Here is a 21,194-nt window from a genome sequence, read left to right on the forward strand (position 1 = left end):
CGTAAGAAATGTATCTAAGATATTCCATTTCAATATATTAAGGACACTATAATTGTGCGCAGCTTTAGAAGCAACACAATTAAACGGTATTTTATCAACAGTGTGCCGAGGATTTTGATCAATCAGATCGTGAACAGCTAGCCATTCTGCTGTACTAAAAAAGTTACATTGTCTGCACCTAATTTTATTTCTTCAAGCTTGTAGAACCACTTGGTGTATGCCTCTCGCATTTCGTTCATATAGTTGTATCTGTCGTAAACCTCCATAACACCACCAAATTTGTGCCCCAACATTTTTTCGGCTGCCGGCAATTGCACAAACTCAGACCAATTAGAACGGGCCGTTCGTCTCAAGTCATGAATTGTAAAATGTTCGAGAGTATATTTATATCGGCGCAAGCAATACTGAACAATTCCATAAGGCAATGAAATTTGGAAATTCTCTGCACAAGGCTCTGGGTTCGGGCCCTTATTTCGGTCTTTTGTGAACATCCAGCGTTTTGAATCAGAAATATTAAATGCGGCTTGAATGTACGGAACGATCTCTTTAATCAAAGGCCTGATTATCGGCTGCGGATTTGTCGAGCGGCTTATCTTGTTCAACTCAGGTGGTACAGTCCAGGTCATCGAGTCGAAATCAAAGTGATTTCTCTCAGCCAATCTTAGCTCCGACGCTCGACAACCAAAAAATAAACAGAGGTAAAAAAATAATTTATTTTTCGTCGCCATATTCGACTCCTCGGAAGCTAATAACGCATAGTAAATATCCGTTTTACTCAATGTTCGATCGCGTTTAACTTTTTTTGCTCCGATAAACGCCGGTGTGACATTAACTAGAACGTTTGTTTTAATTAATTCACGTCTCTCACACCATGTAGCACACTGTCTCAATTCAGTGGCAATAGTTGCGCTCGTAGCTTCGCGTTTATTTTTTATACCTTCCAATAAATCTAACCAGGTATTGAGATTAATATCATCCCAATACAACTTTCCCAATTTGGGGAATATCCAGTTTTCGAAACGTCGGATGACTTGGGTGTGGCGTTTTTTGGTTTGTTTGGCGCTTTTTTCGTACCACAAGATACAAACCTCTGATACGGTGAGTTGATTCTGGTTACTCAGCTTGTCTCCTAAACGCTTTTTGCGTGGATCGATGCCCTTTTTAACCCACGCCTTAACCTCTGAAACCATCCCTCTGGCTTGTTTTAATGTCAATTCTGGATAATTGCCTATATCGTACCAGACTTCTTCATATCCTCTAGCCCTGGCTGGGTTTGCTATACGGAATCTTAGTTGAAATGTAACCACACCATTTTTTGATACACGTGCAGACATTGAATCTCGGTCTGATTTGATAATACGTTTGGGGTGATTTTTATTTGTGACTGACTTTAGCCACGCGTCTGTAAGCGGCATTTTTATTGGTCCTCTGGTTATTTTGTGTAGATCGGTCGGCTAACCGAGGTGAGATCACTCGTGATCTACACACTGGTCTACACAGTTTGAAATGTGCTATCTAACACGATTTAAAACTAACTAGAGTTTGAAACTATCAGAAATAATCAATAAAACAAAAGCTTACAAATGTTTTGACGCGAAATAACGCGATTTAATTTAATATAATTTAGCTAACATCATTTATGTGCGCAATAATAGAGAAGTTACGTATCTTGTTGAATTTTTTCAATTTTAAAGCTCGTTTACTCTTAAAAAACCGTACTGATCTACACACTGATTTACACAAAACTTAAAACAGCGATTTTATTTTAAATAGCACGATTCTACGTTATAAAATAATTCATGCATTATACTTATATACTCAATACTATAAAGAGACATTTACTATTCGTTTCATGAATGGGGTTGATATATCAATAAAAATTAAATATATAACTATCTTCCAACTCTCTACTGACCCCAAACCTTTGAAAACCAGAGTTTGATCTTAGTGTTTAGCTTCTCGAGGTCTTTTGACTTGTCAATATTGGCAGCGACAATTCGCAAGGCGTTTATTGAAGAGTCAACTCCACCTTAATTTATAAAACAATTTATTTCTGACTTATTTTAGAATTTTTAAGTTAAACAGAGCCAGACCACCCAGTCAACGTAAGCGTCAACCAACGAACTATCCTGCTATCCCTTGTGATAACTGCTCATTAAGCTTTTTTTTAATTGGGCAAAATGTTTGCGTAACTCTAATTTGTCTGGATGTAAATCAAAATTATTGACTAAATTGCTCGCATGTTGCTGCTTTTCAAACGCTTCGGTTTGTTGCGTATCTGTCATACGCTTGCTATCCGACAAGGCTTTTTGGGCAACAAAAATAAGATATTCGTAATGAAAAAACAGCCGATCAAGCTGTTTATTGGCATCAATAAGGGTGGCGGAGTTGGGGAAAAACAAAACAATGTTTTCTAACTCAAGCTGAACTTTTAATTTGAGTGTTTTATTTTTTGCTATCGCTGCGGCGGCATCTGTATTATTTAAACTTTGGGCAATTGACGACTCAAAAGACTTTTCTAACTCATCAATATTTTTTATTACATCAAGAAACAACTGAGTTTTATAAATTTGTATCGAAGCATTGCGATTTCTGAAATAAGAGACAAAAGAAACCGAAGCCAATACGATTATCCCAGAGCCGATAAGTGAAATAAAAAATATTAAGCTGTTTTCAAGTTTTAGCGCTCTATCCCACGCCAGAAACTCGCTATGAACCAAAATTTCAATCACAGCAGCTAACAAAAGTATAATAGCTGGCATCAACAAATAATAACCGCAAGCTTTGAGCAGATTATCAAGTTGAATAAACTTAGTAACTTTCATAGGTAAAAATTCCTTATTTTTGTTATTCATCCTTTATCGGCCAAGTTCAACAGAATTTTAACACTTTTTTATCTGACCATATAATTGCCATATTTTACTGACAATTATATAAGTTTGTTTTGGTAAATGGTCGCACTTATCTGTAAACCTTAGCAGTCTGTCACAAATTGATGTTATAAACTCTCTATCAGTCTAATTAACCTTTCTACCGTATTTTTGTGTGATGATATTCGATCAATTAATACAAAATTCATAATGTCTATATTGGCTTCGCCCGATTCGGACCTTAGGTGTTTAAAATGAAACTGGTACTCAAAATTTATTCGCGCTAACAAAGTATTTAATTGCCCCAAATTTTCTTTGTTAATGTTTTTAGAGTCGCTGCAAAAGATTTTAAGTTGAGGTAACAAGTGTTCTAAATTTAACGTCAAAGGCGAAATGTCAGTTTTGCTTTTAGAATGCAAGCTAGCAATTTCTATTTGGCTTAATAACGACTCTAATAAACAAGCATGATCCAGCAGTTGTTTTTGAATTGAAGCTGAGGAACATTGCTGCCGCGGCCGGCCCAAAAAAATCCAACTAATTGTGTCATTTAGGTATTTAGTCAATCGCTTCATTGCTACTGTGTTTTTCCTTATTGTTACAAACGCGTAAATACTTTAAATTGAATATAATCAAATAAAATTACATGTACAAACTATTAAACAACTTTTTAATTTACAGTCTTCTTTTAGTCTTTTAAGAGTGCCAAGACTAGCGTTTGATTATTAACTCTGCTTTACTTGAGGTATCTTTTTAACTTTGTTGGCGGAGTGTATGCGTGTTTTAAGGCAGTTTCATAATATCTCAACGAATCAATCACTTACATTCAAAGAAAAAGCAGATCAATTATTAGTTTTAGGTTTGCAAATATTTGATCTAGACATTGGTATTATTAGCAAAATCGAAAACTCTGTGTATTTCGTCGAGTATGTTGCTTGCCATAATAACGAGGTAGAGGTTGGCACCCAGTTTGACGTTGAAAACACCTATTGTGTGCATACCTTAAATGCGGGACACGCTTTGTATTTTAACCAAGCGAGCACGAGTGAAATTGCCCGTCACCCTTGTTACCAAGAATTTAAACTTGAATCATACATAGGCGCCCCGATAATCGTAGACAATAACATTTATGGTACTGTGAATTTCAGCGCTGTCGAACCAAGCCAAACATTCAGTGAAGAGTCTATCGATTATATCGAGTTGTTTGCGCTTTGGTTAGGCTCGGAGTTGGCTCGTCTGTCCTATATTCAGCAATTACGCAAACAATCACAAAGTCTTAATAAGTTAGAATCTGTTGCTAATATTGGCACTTGGGAAGTTAATTTATTATCAAATACAATTTATTGGAGTCCGAAAACAAAAGCACTTCATCAAGTAGCGCCCGACTACCAGCCAAATTTAGAACAAGCAGTTAACTTTTTTCCAGAAGACGGCAGCCGAGAGCGCATCACAGCTGCGGTTGAAGAAGGTATTAATAATGGCACACCTTGGAATTTAGAGGTCAAATTTATTGGCGCAAAAGGAAAACACATGTGGGTTTGCGCCCGTGGTCAAGCTGAGTTTGTGAATGGTGAGTGCGTTCGTTTATTTGGTACCTTTCAAGATGTCTCTGAGTCAGTTGCGCTTCGTGCTAAAATTGAGCAGCAAAAAAATGATGCTGAATTTTTGTTATTAGAAAGAACTCAGCTTATCGCTAAAATCAGCCACGAGATACGCACCCCACTCAATGGCATTATTGGCATGCTGGTCGCCGCACTCGATAAACAGCAAGATCCCCAGCAACTAGCAAAAAAGTTAAAGGTCGCCCTACGTAGCTCAGACGTATTACTCTCTATTGTGAATGATGTTTTAGATTTTTCTAAAATACATCACGGTGAATTAAAACTAGAGTATGCGCATTTTCCGCTGAAACGGGTATTTGCAGATGTAACTTCGTTATTTATGCCACTGGCTATCAATAAAAACCTAAATTTCAAAACTGAACTCAAGATAGATAATGAATGTTATGTGTATTCTGATCCCACACGGTTAAGCCAAATTATCTCTAACTTGCTTAGCAACGCTATAAAATTCACAGAGTCAGGCACAGTTGTTTTAACAGCCAACGTCAGTAAAAAAAATGATTTTCATCAATTGACCTTTAGTGTTCAAGATTCAGGCATAGGTATGCAAACTGATACGTTAAATTCGTTATTTAAACCATTCAGTCAGGGTAATGATAATATTACAGCGCGCTTTGGTGGTACTGGTTTAGGTTTGTCTATCGTTAAAGAGCTTTTAGATATGATGGATGGCGACATTCAAGTCACCACCACTTATGGTCATGGGTCTAATTTCAGTGTTAAATTGAAGCTACCGCAAGGACACGGAGAAAAAACGCTATCCATTAAGCAAAAAGTCGATGATGAACTATTGGTTGGCGCCGCAAAGTTATCAACTTTAGTGGTTGATGATAACGAGATAAATCGTTTGGTATTAGAGGCATCTCTGCAAAAATTTAACATTCAATGTGACTTTGCTGTGGATGGATTAGATGCCTACAATAAATGCAAACAAAACATTTATGATCTGGTGTTTATGGATAGCGTCATGCCAGAAATGACGGGACCTGAAGCCGCCAAAGCCATACGTACTGATGCTTTGTTGCCGCCCCACGCAAAAATAGTCGCTTTATCCGCCAATACATCCGAAGCGGATAAATTAGAGTGCCGGAATGCGGGCATGGATATATTTTTGAGCAAACCGATTCAACAGCCAAAGTTAGCTCAAGCCATCTTAGCGGTAATATTAAATAAACAAAAAAATAACTGACAGATTAGCCTGTTAATTTAACCTTTTTCTGCCATACTGAAAGCGTAGATTATACATTGCCACTTAGGATTAACGTTTAATTTGAGGCACTTAAAATGGATGTATTTGTTATTTTCTATCGGGTGACTGCTCGTAATCAGAACAAAAGCTGCTATATGGATGTTTGGCTGCGTGATATTACCCTTCAAGGCGCACGCATTAATGGCCAGCTTCAAGTGCGATCTTTGGGTTATGAGATTGAGCACTGCTACGGTGAATTAGAAGTTTCACGCGAACAAATTCTAAAATATCCAGACACGGCTAAAGCTAAATACCACGAAGCGCGTTTAATGGGCGTTGCTTACACGATTGCTGATCATCCAGACAACATATACATTGATTCACCTAACCAAACCACAACAGATAAAACGACTTAATTCGGGCACTCTATTTGCACAGAAGGTAATTTGTCAACTACCGACGGTAGTGCTCGTTTGGCGCTGGTTCGATTTAAAAATGCTTTAACTAAAAGTAACCCACTGCCGGTTACAAGTGCGCTGAAAGCAAGCAAAAGCAATTCATTTGCAAATAACTGACCACCTGAAATCAAGCTCGCCATCAATAAAAATAACGGTACGCCATACAGATAACCGGCTCCAGAAACCAGATTGTCTTCGCTCACAGCGATAGTCACTTCTTCACCGGCAACAACCTCCTTTTCACAAACCACTAATACCTGGTTTTTTCGTCGCGTCATCGCCCTTGCCAATAAACCCGTGCCACATTCAGAGTTATGCTGACAACTTGAACAAGTGGTTTTAATTTGCGTTTCAACCCAAATTAATTGGCTGTCATACCGTTCTAACACACGGGCTTTTTCATACAACATGGTTTATTTCCAGCGAATCGAATTTAATAACCGCTCAGCCGTTTGCGGCGGAATTTTACCCACTAACGTCACTTCGTGTTGCCGCATGGGTAGCGATAAATAGGTAATTGCGCCAGAGTTTAACATCATTGGCTGAATACTTTCTTGTTGATTTAACGGCCGCATATAGATGGAACACCATACGATACCATCCGACAGCATCATATAATCAACAATTTCTCGTCCTCCTAATAAATAGTGACGATCGAGTTTTACCGGACTAAAGCCTTTTGGCACCCAATGTATCTGCCAATCTAAGTCTGCCATCGTTTTACGTTTTTTGACAGAGTAAGGTTCGGGCAAATCAGCTTCAGCAACTTCATTAATTAGTACATTACTCTCTTCAGTCACCTGCAAGTTAGACACTTGAATTTGCTCTAACACCTCACCTTCATTGGAAACCACAGCTGATTTTAACATCAATCCGGTCTCTTCATGCACCCAAATCCAATAATGATATCTATCATCTTGGCGTGACAAAATTCTAATTAATCGTGCGGGTAATCCAGCAACTCGACTTTTTCCAACGACATGTAAATCGTATGATGCTTGAATCACTTTGGGATCAGCGGACAATACTTCGGGCAACGGACTATCGGCAATAGCACCTTTAATGCTAAAAGCGGCTTCTTCTGGCTGTAGGTAAGTAACAACATCACCAACACGGATCATTTGCTGACCCGGACCATTTAATGCCGTTAATATTTCTATTTCTTTATCATCAACGAGGCCATGAAACCACCGCCAAGGGGTCGCTTTATTGCCGCTGACAACGACAAAAGACATTTCGTAATTGAGTTTTTTTACTGCTTGTTGCATTTTTTTTATCCATTTAGCACCGTTTGTCTGTTCGGCCTGTAATGAAAAAGAAAACAACAAGGAAAAAACAAGCCACCTGACCAAAGTGGTGAGGTGGCTTATATTGGATAATGAATATTTTAGCATGCTGCGCTTAATGCTGAGTTACTGGTTCCTGAGATAGGTCTAGCGTATCACGGGTTGCAACTTCTCGCACCTTAAGTTGTTGAGCATGATCCATAATATAACTGTTAATTCGCTGACGCTGACGCTCGGCATCATACGAAGATACCTGTGGGTAGGTTTCAACTTGCTGCATACTAACTGGGTCTAGATTACCCCCAACAGGTAAAGTTTGAATCAGTGGTTTAGGTACCTCAACCGGACTATCAGATGAATCAACCTGCAAACCAACCACTAAAGCGGCAGCAAATGAAGCAGCTAACCCATATTGCATTGCAGGTCGAAAAATCGAAATGACCTTATTATTTTTACGCCGGGCTGGTGCAGCGGAATCATTAAAGGTTGCATTGTGTTTCGCATTAGGTGCTAAAACAACAGGCTCTTTATCAATTGCTTCAGCGATTTTGGCCGATAAATCAAGGTCAATTTGCGCCGGTAAATCATTTCTCATGGCATCACCGATGAGATTGTAGCGGCCAAAACATCCGGCCATTTTATTATCCTGCTTAAGCTTATCAATCACATGATTATCATCACACTGATTGTCAACAAAAGCAGAAATGTTTTCTTTCAGTTTTGAATTCATACTCTCTTCACTTATCCAACAACAAATTTAATTTAAAGATCCCAGCACAGCTAGATTATTAGCGAGCCAACATAGGCTGCAGATTATTATCAATTGCTTCCCGCGCCCGAAAAATTCTTGAACGCACTGTGCCGACCGGACAATCCATTACCTGAGCAATTTCTTCATAGCTCATGCCATCCACTTCACGCAGAGTAATTGCCGTTTTTAAGTCGTCCGGCAAAGTATCTATGGTGTTATAAATGACTTTTTTAATGTCGTCCGACATCAGGAGTCCTTCCGGTGAACCATTCACTCTTAGCGCATCTGCGCTATCGATAAACTCAGCATCACCAATATCAATATCGTTTACGGCCACTTTGCGAGCTTGTGATGCGATATAATTTTTTGCACTGTTCACCGCAATTCGGTACAACCAAGTATAAAATGCACTATCACCGCGAAAACCGGGGATCGCCCGATAGGCTTTTATAAAAGCTTCTTGCACTACATCAGCAACATCACCAGGGTGTTTAACATAGCGAGACACTAAATTAGACACTTTGTGCTGATATTTTTGCACAAGCAGATTAAACGCTTGTTTGTCGCCGCGCTGAACTCGTTCAACCAATTGTTGGTCACTAATCTCAGGCTTCATTATGACCTGCGCTCCTGTATCTACTTAAATCTTGTACTAAAATAAATTCTATTGTTTTGTTTTATGCTCTAATAGACCGACAGTGATTTAAAAAGTTCTAAAATTTTTATTTATCTGTAAAATCGATATCTAAAGCCCTTGTTAGTGAACTCACTGACCCACTTTAACCAACAGCAAGAAAATTGATTATGAAACAAGCTCCGCATGAGCACAAGTGTGACGTTTTAGTTATTGGTGCCGGTGCCGCAGGCTTAACTCTAGCCCTGCGATTAGCCAGCAAAGCCAATATTATAGTGTTAAGTAAAGCTAAACTTAAAGAAGGTTCAACCTATTATGCCCAAGGCGGAATAGCGGCAGTATTTGACAAGGACGACAGCATAGAATCTCATGTGCAAGATACTCTGATAGCCGGTGCCGGATTATGTGACGAAAAAACCGTACGTTTTACCGCGGAAAAGGCCAAACAAAGCCTCGAAACTTTAATCAGTTACGGGGTACCGTTTGACACCATTCCCGGCGAAGATGGTAAACAAAAATACCACCTAACTCGCGAAGGCGGACACAGCCACAGACGGATCCTACATGCCGCCGATGCCACTGGCAAAGCAGTGCAAAAAACCTTAATCCGAAGTGCCAAATCACATCAAAGCATTCGTATATTTGAGCGTTATAATGCAGTTGATTTAATCACTGCAAAAAAATTAAAACAAGCTCATAAACAAGTTTATGGTGCTTATGTTTGGAACCGTGATAGCGAACAAGTTGAAGTGATTAAAGCCGCTAAAGTCATTTTGGCAACTGGCGGAGCGAGTAAAGTATATCAATATACGTCTAACCCAGATATCGCCAGCGGTGATGGGATTGCAATGGCATGGCGCGCCGGTTGTAGGATCGCCAATATGGAATTTAACCAATTTCATCCAACCTGTTTGTTTCACCCGGATGCCCGCAACTTTTTATTAACCGAAGCCCTGCGCGGTGAAGGCGCTTATTTAACTCGCCCGGACGGAAGTCGCTTTATGCCAGATTTTGATGACAGAGCCGAATTAGCGCCACGCGACATTGTTGCTCGAGCGATCGACTTCGAAATGAAGCGTTTAGGGGCAGACTGCATGTATTTAGACATCACCCATAAACCTAAAGATTTTATTAAACATCATTTTCCAACCATTTATAAACGCTGCAAACAGTTTGGGATTAACATGAGTAAAAGTCCAATCCCTGTGGTACCCGCAGCACATTATACTTGCGGTGGGGTCATGACGAATCTAAACGGGCAAACAGATATCGAAAACCTTTATGCCATTGGTGAAGTTGCCTATACGGGATTGCATGGTGCCAACCGAATGGCCAGCAATTCCTTATTAGAGTGTTTGGTATTTGCCGAAGCAGCTGCAACCAACATTCTTCAGTCTGGTTTTGATGTGTCTAAATTCCCCACGATCCCAGCTTGGGATGAAAGTAAAGTCTCTGATAGTGATGAAGAAGTGGTGATTCAGCATAATTGGCACGAGCTTAGATTATTAATGTGGGACTATGTGGGCATAGTGCGAACCAACAAACGATTGGAGCGCGCATTGAGGCGTATAGAGCTACTGCAACAAGAGGTTGACGAATATTACGCCAACTTTAAAGTCAGCAATAACCTGCTTGAGTTAAGAAACTTATTAGATGTTGCCGAGCTCATTGTAAAATGTGCAATGCAACGAAAAGAAAGTCGCGGGTTGCATTACAATTTGGATTACCCAAACACTGCAAAAGATGCCAAACCCAGCATTTTAGTGCCCGACTCTTAATATTTTTATGGTTCGGCGCAGCCGACTCTGCGCTTGTTTATCTAACATATCTGGGGCAAACAAAAGACTTTTTTGCCCCATCCTTAACCAAATCCAGTTATTTAGATAACAAGAATTTTTATTAATTAAAAAACGCTCGTCACCAACCATAAAATAAGCTCTAAAAGTTTCTACTTTGAGATAATAATCACAACTGATTTGTTGTTGCTGTATTTGCCGCATAAAGCCAATTGTTAAAATTAATAATCCCAACATAGCCCCACAGAGCAGACCAAGGTGATTCACTTCGATTAACAGACACCAAGCCATTACGGCAAATAATCCACCAACATAATAAGATTTTAAGCGTCCGGGACGACTTTTAATCAGATAATATTGCGCCATTTAACGTATGAATTTTTTTAATCAACGCCGCGAATTCGGCATCTTCACATTTTTCATGTCCCATAAACCAAGCAAAGAGTTGCGGATCGTCCCCTTCTAACAAACGCTGAAAAGTCAACTTTTCTTGATCTGGCAAGTCAGCATAATGTTTTTCTACAAAAGGCATTAAAATAACGTCTAGCTCAAGCATACCGCGGCGGCACGCCCATCGAGTTCTGGCCTGACTTTGCATAAAATATATCCTATTTGTTATCTATTTGTCGTCTAAGTATATACGCCCCTTGCGCTATGCTACAATGCCCCCACACTAATAGGCATGGTTTTCAATATAAGGTTTATTTATGTCGCAACAAGTTGTAGCTTTACAAAACTGGCAGGCCATTAAAGCCACTGGTGACGACGCCTGCCAATTTTTAAATAGTCAATTAACCTGTGATCTCACTGCTTTGGCCAAAGATCAAGCCACTTTTGCCAGTCATTGTGACGCTAAAGGCAAAGTATGGGCTCAGTCATTTATTTTAAACCTACCCGAGCAGTATTGGCTGTTTCAACATCAAAGCAGCATTGATAAATCGCTGCAAAACTTCAAAAAGTTTTCAGTTTTTTCAAAAGTCGAGTTTAGTGAAGCCGTTCAGCCCTACCAGTTTTACGCGTGGCTAAATGCACCACTAAATCTACTCTTGCACGAAACTCAAGAAAAAGACGACTTGGTGATCGTTCGCATGAGCGAATCGATCCACTTAATTGCGGCTAAATCGGCTGAAAAAGTAAGCGAATTTACTGAGCAGCCAATCAGCGATGATCAGCAAGGTTTTATTAAAGCGCTCAGCGACGATTTAATACCATTTTTAGGCAGTACTGAGTTGCAACAAAAGTATGTCCCACAAATGTTAAATGCCCATGCAATCAAAGGCATCAGCTTTAAAAAAGGCTGTTATATGGGGCAAGAAACCGTGGCTCGAATGCGCTATCGCGGTGGCCTTAAAAAAGCAACTTATGCATTTAATGGCGCAGGAAAAATAGCGCCCGAAACCAATTTAGAAGTGGCCCTAGGTGACAGTTGGCGACGCGCTGGCGAAGTCATATTGAGTCATTATGATGCCGCTTCAGACACCAGTTTGGGTATGGCTGTTTTGCCTATCGACTCAGACACAAACGCAACATTCAGAGTAAAGGATAATGACAGCCAAAAGGTTCAACTGTCCGCTCTGCCCTACTCACTAGACTACGAGGAAAGCAAATGAAAATAGCAGCTAATACAGTTGTCGCCATGCACTATGAAGTAAAAAAACAAGGTGAAAACGAAGTGATAGATTCATCAAAAGGCGGTGAGCCATTATCTTTTATCTATGGCAAAGGTTTTTTAATTCCAGGTTTAGAACAAGCGATGCAAGATAAAGAAGCAGGTGACAGTTTTTCTGCCGTGATTGATCCAAGCAGTGCATACGGTGAATATCACGAAGCTTTATCACAACGTTTACCGATTGATGTATTTGATCATATTGATGAAATTCATGAAGGTATGACATTGCGCGCGGACACAGATCAGGGTCAACAGTCTGTTATCATCACTAAAATCGAAGACGATTTTGTCACTGTTGATGGCAATCATCCGCTGGCAGGTTTAACGTTAGAGTTTGATGTGAATGTTGTTTCTGTTCGCGAAGCAACTGAAGAAGAACTTGCGCACGGTCATGTACACGAAAAAGCATCAAGCTGTTGTGGTGACGACAAAAGCGATTGCTGTGACTAGGTGAATTCGCTAGTAAGGCAGCGGTGTTCCGCGCCAATGTAATAAGTGTCCAGAGTCAGCTACCGTTAACTGATCAACTATTTGATCGATTCGTTTCGCTGTCTGCTCTGGACTGTATAATCGCTGTGCTGAGATGTTTTTTTGAAATGGCTTAGACAATTGGCTGTCTGTTGTGCCTGGATGTAAAGCCACTAAGATATTTTTAGGGTAGTTTCTAGCCCATTCAATCGAGGTTGTTTTCACTAACATATTTAAAGCCGCTTTGCTGGCTCGATAACTATACCAACCGCCTAACTTATTATCAGTAATACTGCCCACCATAGCCGACAATGCGATAAAAATGGTTTTATATCGGCGGGTAGATACACTATCAGCCGCTTTAAGTAAGTTGAGATGAGCGATAAAATTTGCTTCTAGGTTTGCTTGTATGCCTTTTAAACTGACCTCTTGCAGCGATTTTTCGGCTTTAACCTGGTTATTAGATAAAAACCCACAGGTGTTTAACCAGATATCCACCTGCAACGCTTGCTGGTTTATGTACTTTACCAAAGGTTCAACGGCTGACTCATCACTTAAGGATACCTGATACCAGTGCATTCGCTGCTTAAACATCTGCTGTGACGGTGATCGACTTATCAATAAAAACTCATGCGTTGGAAATTTCGTGAACCATATTTGAGCAATGGCTTTAGCGATTGCACCGCTCGCACCTGCAATAACAATACAAGGTTTCATTTCGCACTCCGTAAATAAGATATTAACGAAAACTCATAATCAATAGATCAGTTCGACTCACACCCAAATAACAGGTAAACTTCTGGCAAATAAACCTTCATGACTCAACACTCTAATGACTGATAAAACTCAAATTGTATTAGCAACCGGCAACGCCGGCAAAGTTGCTGAGCTACAGCAGATGTTAAGTGACAGCCCGTTTGATATTGTTTCGCAAAAAAGTCTAAATGTACCGGATGCAATTGAAGATGGTTTATCTTTTATCGAAAACGCAATAAAAAAAGCCCGCAATGCGTGCTTGCATACGGGATTGCCAGCCATTGCTGATGATTCAGGTTTAGAAGTTGATTATTTAAAAGGTGCGCCTGGCATCTACTCTGCTCGTTATGCTGGTGAAAATGCCAGCGATCAGGACAATATAGACAAACTAATGGCGGCGTTAAGCTCAGCCCCGGCGGATCAACGCCATGCAAGATTCCAATGTGTTTTAGTCTATTTGCGCCATGCCGAAGATCCCACTCCGATTGTCTGCCATGCGAGTTGGCCAGGGCTAATAGCCGAGCAGCAAAATGGTTTAAACGGCTTTGGGTATGATCCAATATTTTATCTGCCAGAGTACCAATGCACATCGGCCGAACTAGAAAAGTCGTTTAAAAACCAAGTCAGCCATCGCGGCCAAGCATTGAAAAGGTTGGTAGCCGCTCTGAACACATTAGGGGGCCACAGCTAAATGCAGCACCCCCCGCTCAGTTTATATATTCATATTCCCTGGTGTGCTCAAAAGTGTCCGTATTGTGACTTTAATTCACACGCGGTTAAACAAGGGATCCCAGAACAAGAATATGTGCAAGCTTTGACTCTCGATTTACAAACCGATGCGCATTTAGCGGCTTCACGCCCCTTACAAAGCATATTTTTTGGTGGTGGTACACCCAGTATATTTAGCGCGGCCAGCATTGCCGCCATTTTAAAACAAGTAAAAAATAATTTTAGCCTAACTGACGATTGCGAAATCACGCTAGAAGCCAACCCAGGGACGTTAGACAACCAAAAATTATCGGCTTTTGCAGAGGCTGGCATTAATCGTTTTTCGATCGGTGTGCAGAGCTTTCAAGCGGCTAAATTAAACAAACTCGGCCGGATCCATAATCCTCAACAAGCGATAGCAGCCGCGCAGACTGCGGCTAAGTTAACAATTAAAAGTTTTAACTTAGATTTAATGCATGGTTTACCTGAGCAAAACATGCAAGATGCGCTGGCAGATTTACAACAAGCGATCGATTTACAGGCACCGCATATTTCTTGGTATCAATTAACGATAGAGCCTAACACGCTATTTGCTTCACAACCGCCTAAATTACCACAAGACGAGGTGCTTGCTGATATCCAGCAAGCTGGTCAGGCACTGCTTGCTGCAAACGGCTACCACCAGTACGAAGTCAGTGCGTACAGTAAAAAAGGATATCAAAGCCAGCATAATCTAAATTATTGGCGTTTTGGTGATTATCTAGCGGTTGGTTGTGGTGCCCATGGCAAAATCACTCAACCCGAGCAAGAACGCATTTTACGTTACGAAAAAATCAAACATCCTAAAGGCTATCTAGCAGCTGATAACTTCGTATATAAAAGCCACTCTGTGGCGATAGAAGACAGAGCCTTTGAGTATTTTATGAATCGCTTTCGTTTACTTGAGGCTTGCCCGGTCGATGAGTTTACCCGCTTAACAGGATTACCTTTCACACAGGTTGAAAGCCAGATAGACACCGCATTATCACGCGACTTATTAACTCTGCGCTTAAAAAATAATAGCCAATATTTACAAGTCACAGAACGTGGTCAAAGATATTTAAACGATTTACTCGCGTTATTCATTTGACGATTTTTTGTCTCGCTTCGTGCGATAACTAAAATGCCGATACGGAAACCATTTGTGTATCCAAATAAATTGGATACACAAGATCACCAGCAATAAAACAACCACAATTAACAAAATAGTCTGAAAGGACAAATCGGTACAGGTGTTTAGAATAATCACAAGCAAAATAGGTAACATGATAGCCGAAACCGACAACATCATGACGAATTTGGAGATAAGCTTTGCGCGTTTGTCCTCGGGTAGCTGCACCATATAAATTGCACCTTATATAATAAGTGAATTACATTCGATACAGCTGAATGAGTCCGTTATTGAATTTTTCTGACAACTCTAATCAGTGCGTTGCTAGTTTTTAGGTGTTGGGTATTACTTCCTTCTTTAAACTGCACGGCCCATACCAAGTCGTCTGCACTACTTCCTGAGTCACCAAAAACTGGCGTACTAGTCCAGTATACATCATTTTTGGTTGATGGAAATAGGCTTATATTTACAGCAGGTTGCGCGCAACTACGCTCTATTATACTCATCAACTCTTTGATATTTGGCAGCCGCCAATCATCATAACCAGCAAACGTTAAACCCTCTGCGGCTTTGAGTGAGTTTTGCCAATTTAATAACATCGGCGATTCTAAACAACTGGCACTGTCTTGATCCCAGCTTTCACCATAACTACAGACAGACCACATGAGCCCTGTCCGACTATCAGTAACAGTACCATTTTCGCTATCCAGATTAAAATCTTCAACAATTACCGTTGGGGATATATCCGCTGAACAAAAACTAAACGCATGCCAAGGCTTAATCATCAATACACATGCAAAAAATATTTGATAGTTACGCATACTTATCTCACTAAAATTAAATGTAGCGGGGAGCCTTTAACATATGAAGCTTCATCACCTGACGCTAAATTAACCGCCCAAGCTCGGTTGGTGGACGGACTATCTTCATTCTGCACACCAAATAAAGCAGGTGTTGATGTCCAATACGCAGTATTTGTTTTTGCATGCTCAGGCCATATAATGTCAGCGTTTGCTGCGCGTGCAAGTTTATCGCTGGTACGTGAGTAGTTTAAAATAGAAACTAATTCACGAACAGTCGGCAGTCTCCAATCACTTCCACCGCATAATTGCAATTGGTTCACTGCAGCTTGATACGTTTGAGTATCGCAAGAAGCCAAAGCTGCATCACAGGCCGCACTGCTGGAGTTTTGCACCCCAGGATCGCCGCCAGCCATTTCTACATCGTTATACCAAGTATAAGTGTGAGTATGAGCACGTAGCCCTGTCGTAGTTTTAATTTCCCAAATCAGCCCTGTCACATTATCCCGAATACACACGGCAGCGGCAATCGCATCACTGGTCGGCTGGGTCCAAGGCAGTTGCTCACCATTTGCGTCTATGAGTGACAAATCAAACGCATTTTCACCTTCGCCTTGTTTTTTGAAATCGCTGTCAGTTGCGGCAATATCCCGACCAAAATCTCCGTCTTGCCCCGGAAATTGAGTTAAGCCACAACTCACTCTATTACTGCGACTATCTGCGCATTCAGATACGCCTGTATCGTTAATACCGTCAAAGTCTGGTATCGGTAAAACCGTCACAGTTACACTGTCGGTATCACTGAGCTGAGAGCTTCGGTTAGTGGCTTTAAACTGAAACGAATAATTTTCTATCTGATTGGTTGTTGGCGCAAGAGTATATGCATCTGTTGATGACGAACGACTTATTTCTAAGGTTTTTGGTCCGGCTAACTGTCGCCATTCATAACTTGGGTTATCAGCGTTATCCACGTTTGCAGACAAAAAGATACGCTCACCTTCATATAAAACCTGATTGTTACCTGCATTAACAATAGGCGCTGTTTGACTGACAGGTAATATTTCCAGGACTTTTGTCTTGCTCGTCGTTAACCCACCGGTATCTTCCACTTCAAAACTTAGCTGAATACTGGCGATGGTTGAACCCAGGTTTACAAATTGTCCAGCACTCACTTCGCTTGTAACTGGCACGGCAGCTGAATCTGTTAAATCAAATAAGATACCGTCGTCTGGCAAGCCATTTAAAACGGTACCCGAAAGTTGTTTAACTTTGATGACTGCGGACGCAACCGCACGGCCATCTTCTGCATCTTGCCAATCCGAAACTAATGTAAAAGCTTCACCCGACGCACTGACCCCATCCGAATCTTCTAGTTCAAAACTAACCACAGGCGGTGTGTTTAATACTGAGATCGTCAACTGTATTTGCTGTTTAACAGCAGTACCGACAGTGTCAGTTACCTGCAAACTCAGCAGCCATGTTTCTGACAGCGTTAAATCTGTTGGCAGTGTGAGTTCAATATCTTCTTCGGTCAGTGTATTCGCGTTCGCTTCTTGCTCGGCTGGCTGAATTGACCACTGGTAAGCATACGGCGGCGTACCACCTGAAGCGATACTACGCACAGTCACCGATTCTAGGCCTTGAGTGACGGAAAAGTCGTTACCAATATCGACCGTAAGCGATTTTTTTGCGGGCTCAGAACCTGAGCCACCACCACAAGCTGCCAGCACAGATAAAAGCGCTAATACAATCCCTCGCCTAAATATTTTTATCAGATGTTTCATATCGGTTGTCTCTTGCAAGATCGCTAACATATACCTCAGCCGCCAATAAAACGACAGCCAATCAGAATAAATGTTATACAAGCAAAAAGTACGCCAATATGATATTTAATAAAAGCATTAAAGCAGTCGCCGTTTGCCAAAAAATTAGTGGATGTTTTTCTAATAAAGGTGCTTGCTGATACCGTTTTAATAAACGGCTATTGGCTGTTGTTACATCCTGTAGAAACTCAGAAAACGCCTGATACCTGTGTTTTGGATGCGGCGCACAAGCTTTTTGTAGGGCTAAATCAAGCCACACTGGGGTATCAGGCCTAACCGTTAGTGCCGATTGGTACTGCCAAAAATTGTAATTAGAGGGTATTTTATGCTGCAAACCATCTAACTGAAACGGTAAGTGACCCGTGTATGCTTCGTAAAATATCACACCGGCTGAGTACAAATCCGCTTGAAAATTACTTTGCTGATTAACCGCAAATTCAGGGGCAATATAATCCACAGAGCCGACCGGACAGGTCTCTTGCAAAGGATTTTGAATATCCTGCAAGCCTTCAACCGACACAGTTCCAAAGTCGATAATTTTAACAGCGCCATAGGGATCAATGATGATATTTTCAGGTTTTAAATCTCGATGTACCATGCCATTGCGTTGGAAATATCTCAATGCATGGATAACTTGAGCCATGATCTCGCGCACTTGATGTAATTGAGGTTTGGGATTTTCTTGCATCCATTTGCGTAAACTTAGGCCTTTAAGATATTCGCACAGATGATACATAAAAGGGCTATTTTTAGGGCGTGGAAAAATACGCATGACGTTTTCATGTTCAATACGTCCACCAATCCACTCTTCACGTAAAAAACCATCTAAGTATTCGGGTGAATCGGCAAAATTTGCCGACGGCATTTTTAACGCGTATTGGCGCTGATGGGTATCTTCCACTAAAAACACATGACTGCGAGTACCACTAAATAACACTCGACGAACAATAAAGTCATCTATTTTTTGACCCACTTTTAAAACCGGCGGGATCACTAAACTGGTGACCCGGCGGTGGGCTTCTTGAAGGTTTTCGTGCGGTAACTGATCAACAGATAAAATCAAACAAGACAGGTTATCATTTGATCCCTGCGCTAATGCCAGCTCTAATAATTGTTGTGCACAGTCATCGGGATCTTTCATTGCGGCAAGATGCTGACAAAATTGGCTGTCAGAAACAAACTCGTGCAAGCCATCAGTGCTTAATAAAAATATATCATTCTGATTCAGATCTATGGTTTGATAGTCAACCTCGATATGACTGTCGATCCCCATAGCTCTAGTTAAATAGCTATTTTTTGCGCTGATATGTAAATGATCGCGTGTTAAACAGCTTAATTGTCCATCACGATACTGATAAATGCGACTGTCACCTAAGTGAAATAAGTGTGCTGTGCAAGATTTAATCACAAGTGCTGAAAATGTGGTGACCAAAGGATCTTGTTGATCTTGCTGGTTTTGATTATACAGCCAAGCATTTAACGCCGTTAACACTCGAGCACTGGCTTGATTAACCGACCAAGTTTCTGGCGTTGCAAAATAGTCGTTTATAAACTGAGTTGTGCAAAGCTGAGCCGCTTCTTGCGAGCGTAAGCTGCTACTCACCCCATCAGCAATGGCAGCCGCGATACCTTTATTTTTTAATTCTGCGTGCTGCCCAACTTGGGCAGCCACCGCATCTTGATTTACGGATTTTGGTCCGGCCGAACTGGCCGCACCTATTCTCACCTGAAGTTGAGTTTTACTCATTAGGACACTTTAATTAATTCGAGCGAACCATCTTCACGAACTTCTGCCATATGACCCGCAGGCTCTTGCATGAACAACAGAGTAACAAAACCTAAAACAGCCGTCGCGCCAATGACCATAAAAAAGGTCGACGCATCTACCATGGCATATATGGTTAAATAAGTCACGGCCCCAACGTTACCATAAGCCCCTGTCATCCCAGCTATCTGTCCAGTTAAACGACGTTTGATCAGTGGCACTACCGCAAACACTGCACCTTCACCTGACTGAACAAAAAACGAACAAGCCATTGCCGCAACCATCGCCAACCAAACCGGCCAAGTCGCATCAATTAAACTCATAGTAAAATAGCCAGCGGCCAAGCCCGCGGTTAAAATTAATAAGGTCTTTTTACGACCAAACTTGTCAGAAATCAAACCTCCAGCGGGCCGTGACATTAAATTCATAAAGGCATAAGCTGAAGCAACCATACCCGCAATGACAGGTGACAGACCGAAAGTTTCGGCAAAAAACAACGGCAACATTGAAATAACCGCCAGTTCAGAACCAAAAGTTGCAAAGTATAAAATATTTAACACGGCTACCTGTTTAAATTTATATTGCTGAATTTCAGGCACAGGTTTAACAAAAATTTCCCGGTTAATTTGCCATGCTTTATAAACATCCAAAATAAACAGAGCGATTAATCCCGCATAAGCAGTGGTGGCAAAAGTTTGTGAAATTAGACTAACGCCTTCTGGTGACAACTTCCACGTTAACAATGCCAAAGCAAAATACATAGGTAATTTCATAATAATTAAAAATACAAAATCGCCTTTACTGGTAACTTCCATACCGCCAACATTTTTTGGTCTAAAATAGGTCGATCCCTTCGGGGTATCACTCACATTTTTAAAATAGACAAAACTCCATAACAAACAAATTACCCCAGTGATCGCCACTGCATAGCGCCAACCATCATCACCGCCTAACCAAAGTGCCAACACAGGTAAAGTGAATGAAGCAGCAGCAGAGCCAAAGTTACCCCAGCCGCCATATATCCCTTCGGCTGTGCCTAATTCGTTATGTGGAAACCATTCACTGACGATTCTTATACCAATAACAAAACCTGCACCGATAAAACCTAATAAAAATCGCGCCAATGCGGCGATTTCGAAAGTTTGTGCAAACGCAAACATAAAACAAGGGAAAGCACTAATAAACAGTAGTGCTGAGTACACCCGTCTAGGACCAAATTTATCCGTTAACATGCCAATAATTATACGAGCAGGTATGGTCAGCGCCACGTTCAAAATAAGTAAAGTTTTAATCTGTTCTTTATCTAAGCCTAAGCTGTTGGCAATTGCGCCCATTAACGGCGCATGGTTATACCAAACAAAAAAGGTGATAAAAAAAGCCATCCATGACATATGTAGTATTTTCATTTTTCCGGTAAACGAAAATAAATTAAATTTTGTACTATTTTCCACA

Annotated in this window: 21 protein-coding genes; 7 read left to right on the forward strand and 14 right to left on the reverse strand. The window is 40.8% G+C overall.

The window, feature by feature from the left end:
* Positions 1-137: 137 nt before the first annotated feature.
* The 3 genes from C727_RS18440 to C727_RS0111645 form a co-directional block, all read right to left on the reverse strand.
* Positions 138-1,415 carry a tyrosine-type recombinase/integrase gene (locus tag C727_RS18440; protein WP_017445823.1) on the reverse strand — a complete coding sequence of 426 codons (1,278 nt, stop codon included), beginning with the start codon at positions 1,413-1,415 and terminating at the stop codon, positions 138-140.
* A 717-nt stretch (positions 1,416-2,132) separates the two neighbouring features.
* Positions 2,133-2,825 carry a hypothetical protein gene (locus C727_RS0111640; protein WP_017445824.1) on the reverse strand — a complete coding sequence of 231 codons (693 nt, stop codon included), beginning with the start codon at positions 2,823-2,825 and terminating at the stop codon, positions 2,133-2,135.
* Between the two features lie 173 nt (positions 2,826-2,998).
* A complete protein-coding gene (locus C727_RS0111645; RefSeq protein WP_017445825.1) occupies positions 2,999-3,442 on the reverse strand; it encodes a hypothetical protein in 444 nt (147 codons plus the stop codon).
* A gap of 199 nt (positions 3,443-3,641) precedes the next feature.
* On the opposite strand from C727_RS0111645, the gene C727_RS0111650 reads away from it, so the two are divergent.
* On the forward strand, positions 3,642-5,678 hold the full coding sequence (locus tag C727_RS0111650; protein WP_017445826.1) for an ATP-binding protein: 2,037 nt from the start codon (positions 3,642-3,644) through the stop codon (positions 5,676-5,678).
* Between the two features lie 95 nt (positions 5,679-5,773).
* Positions 5,774-6,094, forward strand: coding sequence for a hypothetical protein (locus tag C727_RS0111655; protein WP_017445827.1), 321 nt, complete (start codon positions 5,774-5,776; stop codon positions 6,092-6,094).
* Here the strand turns inward: C727_RS0111655 and C727_RS0111660 are convergent.
* From C727_RS0111660 to rpoE, 4 genes are read right to left on the reverse strand one after another with little or no spacing between them, the layout of a single operon-like run.
* Positions 6,091-6,546, reverse strand: a complete 456-nt coding sequence (locus C727_RS0111660) for a SoxR reducing system RseC family protein (RefSeq protein ID WP_017445828.1) — start codon at positions 6,544-6,546, stop codon at positions 6,091-6,093. The genes C727_RS0111655 and C727_RS0111660 overlap by 4 nt on opposite strands.
* Positions 6,547-6,549: 3 nt before the next feature.
* The gene (locus tag C727_RS0111665; RefSeq protein ID WP_420196322.1) at positions 6,550-7,488 is read right to left on the reverse strand and encodes a MucB/RseB C-terminal domain-containing protein; all 939 of its coding nucleotides are present in this window, start codon (positions 7,486-7,488) and stop codon (positions 6,550-6,552) included.
* A gap of 49 nt (positions 7,489-7,537) precedes the next feature.
* The gene (locus tag C727_RS0111670; RefSeq protein ID WP_017445830.1) at positions 7,538-8,152 is read right to left on the reverse strand and encodes a sigma-E factor negative regulatory protein; all 615 of its coding nucleotides are present in this window, start codon (positions 8,150-8,152) and stop codon (positions 7,538-7,540) included.
* A gap of 58 nt (positions 8,153-8,210) precedes the next feature.
* Positions 8,211-8,789: an RNA polymerase sigma factor RpoE gene (gene rpoE / locus C727_RS0111675; RefSeq protein ID WP_017445831.1), complete on the reverse strand. Its 579-nt coding sequence runs from the start codon at positions 8,787-8,789 to the stop codon at positions 8,211-8,213.
* Positions 8,790-8,977: 188 nt separating this feature from the next.
* On the opposite strand from rpoE, the gene nadB reads away from it, so the two are divergent.
* Complete coding sequence (gene nadB, locus C727_RS0111680) at positions 8,978-10,585, forward strand: L-aspartate oxidase (RefSeq protein ID WP_017445832.1); 1,608 nt, start codon at positions 8,978-8,980, stop codon at positions 10,583-10,585.
* Here nadB and C727_RS0111685 read toward each other — a convergent pair.
* The gene (locus tag C727_RS0111685; RefSeq protein ID WP_017445833.1) at positions 10,568-10,969 is read right to left on the reverse strand and encodes a hypothetical protein; all 402 of its coding nucleotides are present in this window, start codon (positions 10,967-10,969) and stop codon (positions 10,568-10,570) included. The two genes, nadB and C727_RS0111685, sit on opposite strands and share 18 nt — an antisense overlap.
* A complete protein-coding gene (locus C727_RS0111690; protein WP_017445834.1) occupies positions 10,947-11,201 on the reverse strand; it encodes an FAD assembly factor SdhE in 255 nt (84 codons plus the stop codon). Before C727_RS0111690 ends, C727_RS0111685 begins: the two co-directional genes overlap by 23 nt.
* 109 nt (positions 11,202-11,310) lie before the next feature.
* On the opposite strand from C727_RS0111690, the gene ygfZ reads away from it, so the two are divergent.
* Positions 11,311-12,213 carry a CAF17-like 4Fe-4S cluster assembly/insertion protein YgfZ gene (ygfZ, locus tag C727_RS0111695; RefSeq protein ID WP_017445835.1) on the forward strand — a complete coding sequence of 301 codons (903 nt, stop codon included), beginning with the start codon at positions 11,311-11,313 and terminating at the stop codon, positions 12,211-12,213.
* On the forward strand, positions 12,210-12,722 hold the full coding sequence (locus C727_RS0111700; RefSeq protein WP_017445836.1) for an FKBP-type peptidyl-prolyl cis-trans isomerase: 513 nt from the start codon (positions 12,210-12,212) through the stop codon (positions 12,720-12,722). Before ygfZ ends, C727_RS0111700 begins: the two co-directional genes overlap by 4 nt.
* A gap of 9 nt (positions 12,723-12,731) precedes the next feature.
* On the opposite strand, the gene C727_RS0111705 is transcribed toward C727_RS0111700, so the two are convergent.
* Entirely contained in the window at positions 12,732-13,457 is a 726-nt protein-coding gene (locus C727_RS0111705; protein WP_017445837.1) for an SDR family NAD(P)-dependent oxidoreductase, read from the reverse strand.
* Between the two features lie 115 nt (positions 13,458-13,572).
* Between C727_RS0111705 and rdgB the strand changes: the two genes are divergently transcribed.
* Both rdgB and hemW read left to right on the forward strand, forming a co-directional pair.
* A complete protein-coding gene (gene rdgB, locus C727_RS0111710) occupies positions 13,573-14,187 on the forward strand; it encodes an RdgB/HAM1 family non-canonical purine NTP pyrophosphatase (RefSeq protein ID WP_017445838.1) in 615 nt (204 codons plus the stop codon).
* Entirely contained in the window at positions 14,188-15,333 is a 1,146-nt protein-coding gene (hemW, locus tag C727_RS0111715) for a radical SAM family heme chaperone HemW (RefSeq protein WP_017445839.1), read from the forward strand. It begins immediately after the preceding gene.
* 308 nt (positions 15,334-15,641) lie between these two features.
* On the opposite strand, the gene C727_RS18445 is transcribed toward hemW, so the two are convergent.
* The 4 genes from C727_RS18445 to C727_RS0111740 form a co-directional block, all read right to left on the reverse strand.
* Complete coding sequence (locus C727_RS18445; protein ID WP_017445841.1) at positions 15,642-16,175, reverse strand: Lcl C-terminal domain-containing protein; 534 nt, start codon at positions 16,173-16,175, stop codon at positions 15,642-15,644.
* Between the two features lie 2 nt (positions 16,176-16,177).
* Positions 16,178-17,938, reverse strand: coding sequence for an Lcl C-terminal domain-containing protein (locus C727_RS0111730; protein WP_162131399.1), 1,761 nt, complete (start codon positions 17,936-17,938; stop codon positions 16,178-16,180).
* A 73-nt stretch (positions 17,939-18,011) separates the two neighbouring features.
* Positions 18,012-19,724 (reverse strand): bifunctional protein-serine/threonine kinase/phosphatase, encoded by a 1,713-nt coding sequence (locus tag C727_RS0111735; protein WP_017445843.1) that lies wholly within the window; start codon positions 19,722-19,724, stop codon positions 18,012-18,014.
* Positions 19,724-21,193 carry a NarK family nitrate/nitrite MFS transporter gene (locus tag C727_RS0111740; protein WP_017445844.1) on the reverse strand — a complete coding sequence of 490 codons (1,470 nt, stop codon included), beginning with the start codon at positions 21,191-21,193 and terminating at the stop codon, positions 19,724-19,726. The genes C727_RS0111735 and C727_RS0111740 overlap by 1 nt, the downstream gene beginning before the upstream one ends.
* Between the last annotated feature and the right edge of the window lies 1 nt (position 21,194).

The sequence above is a fragment of the Gayadomonas joobiniege G7 genome, assembly GCF_000300815.1.
Taxonomy (GTDB): domain Bacteria; phylum Pseudomonadota; class Gammaproteobacteria; order Enterobacterales; family Alteromonadaceae; genus Catenovulum; species Catenovulum joobiniege.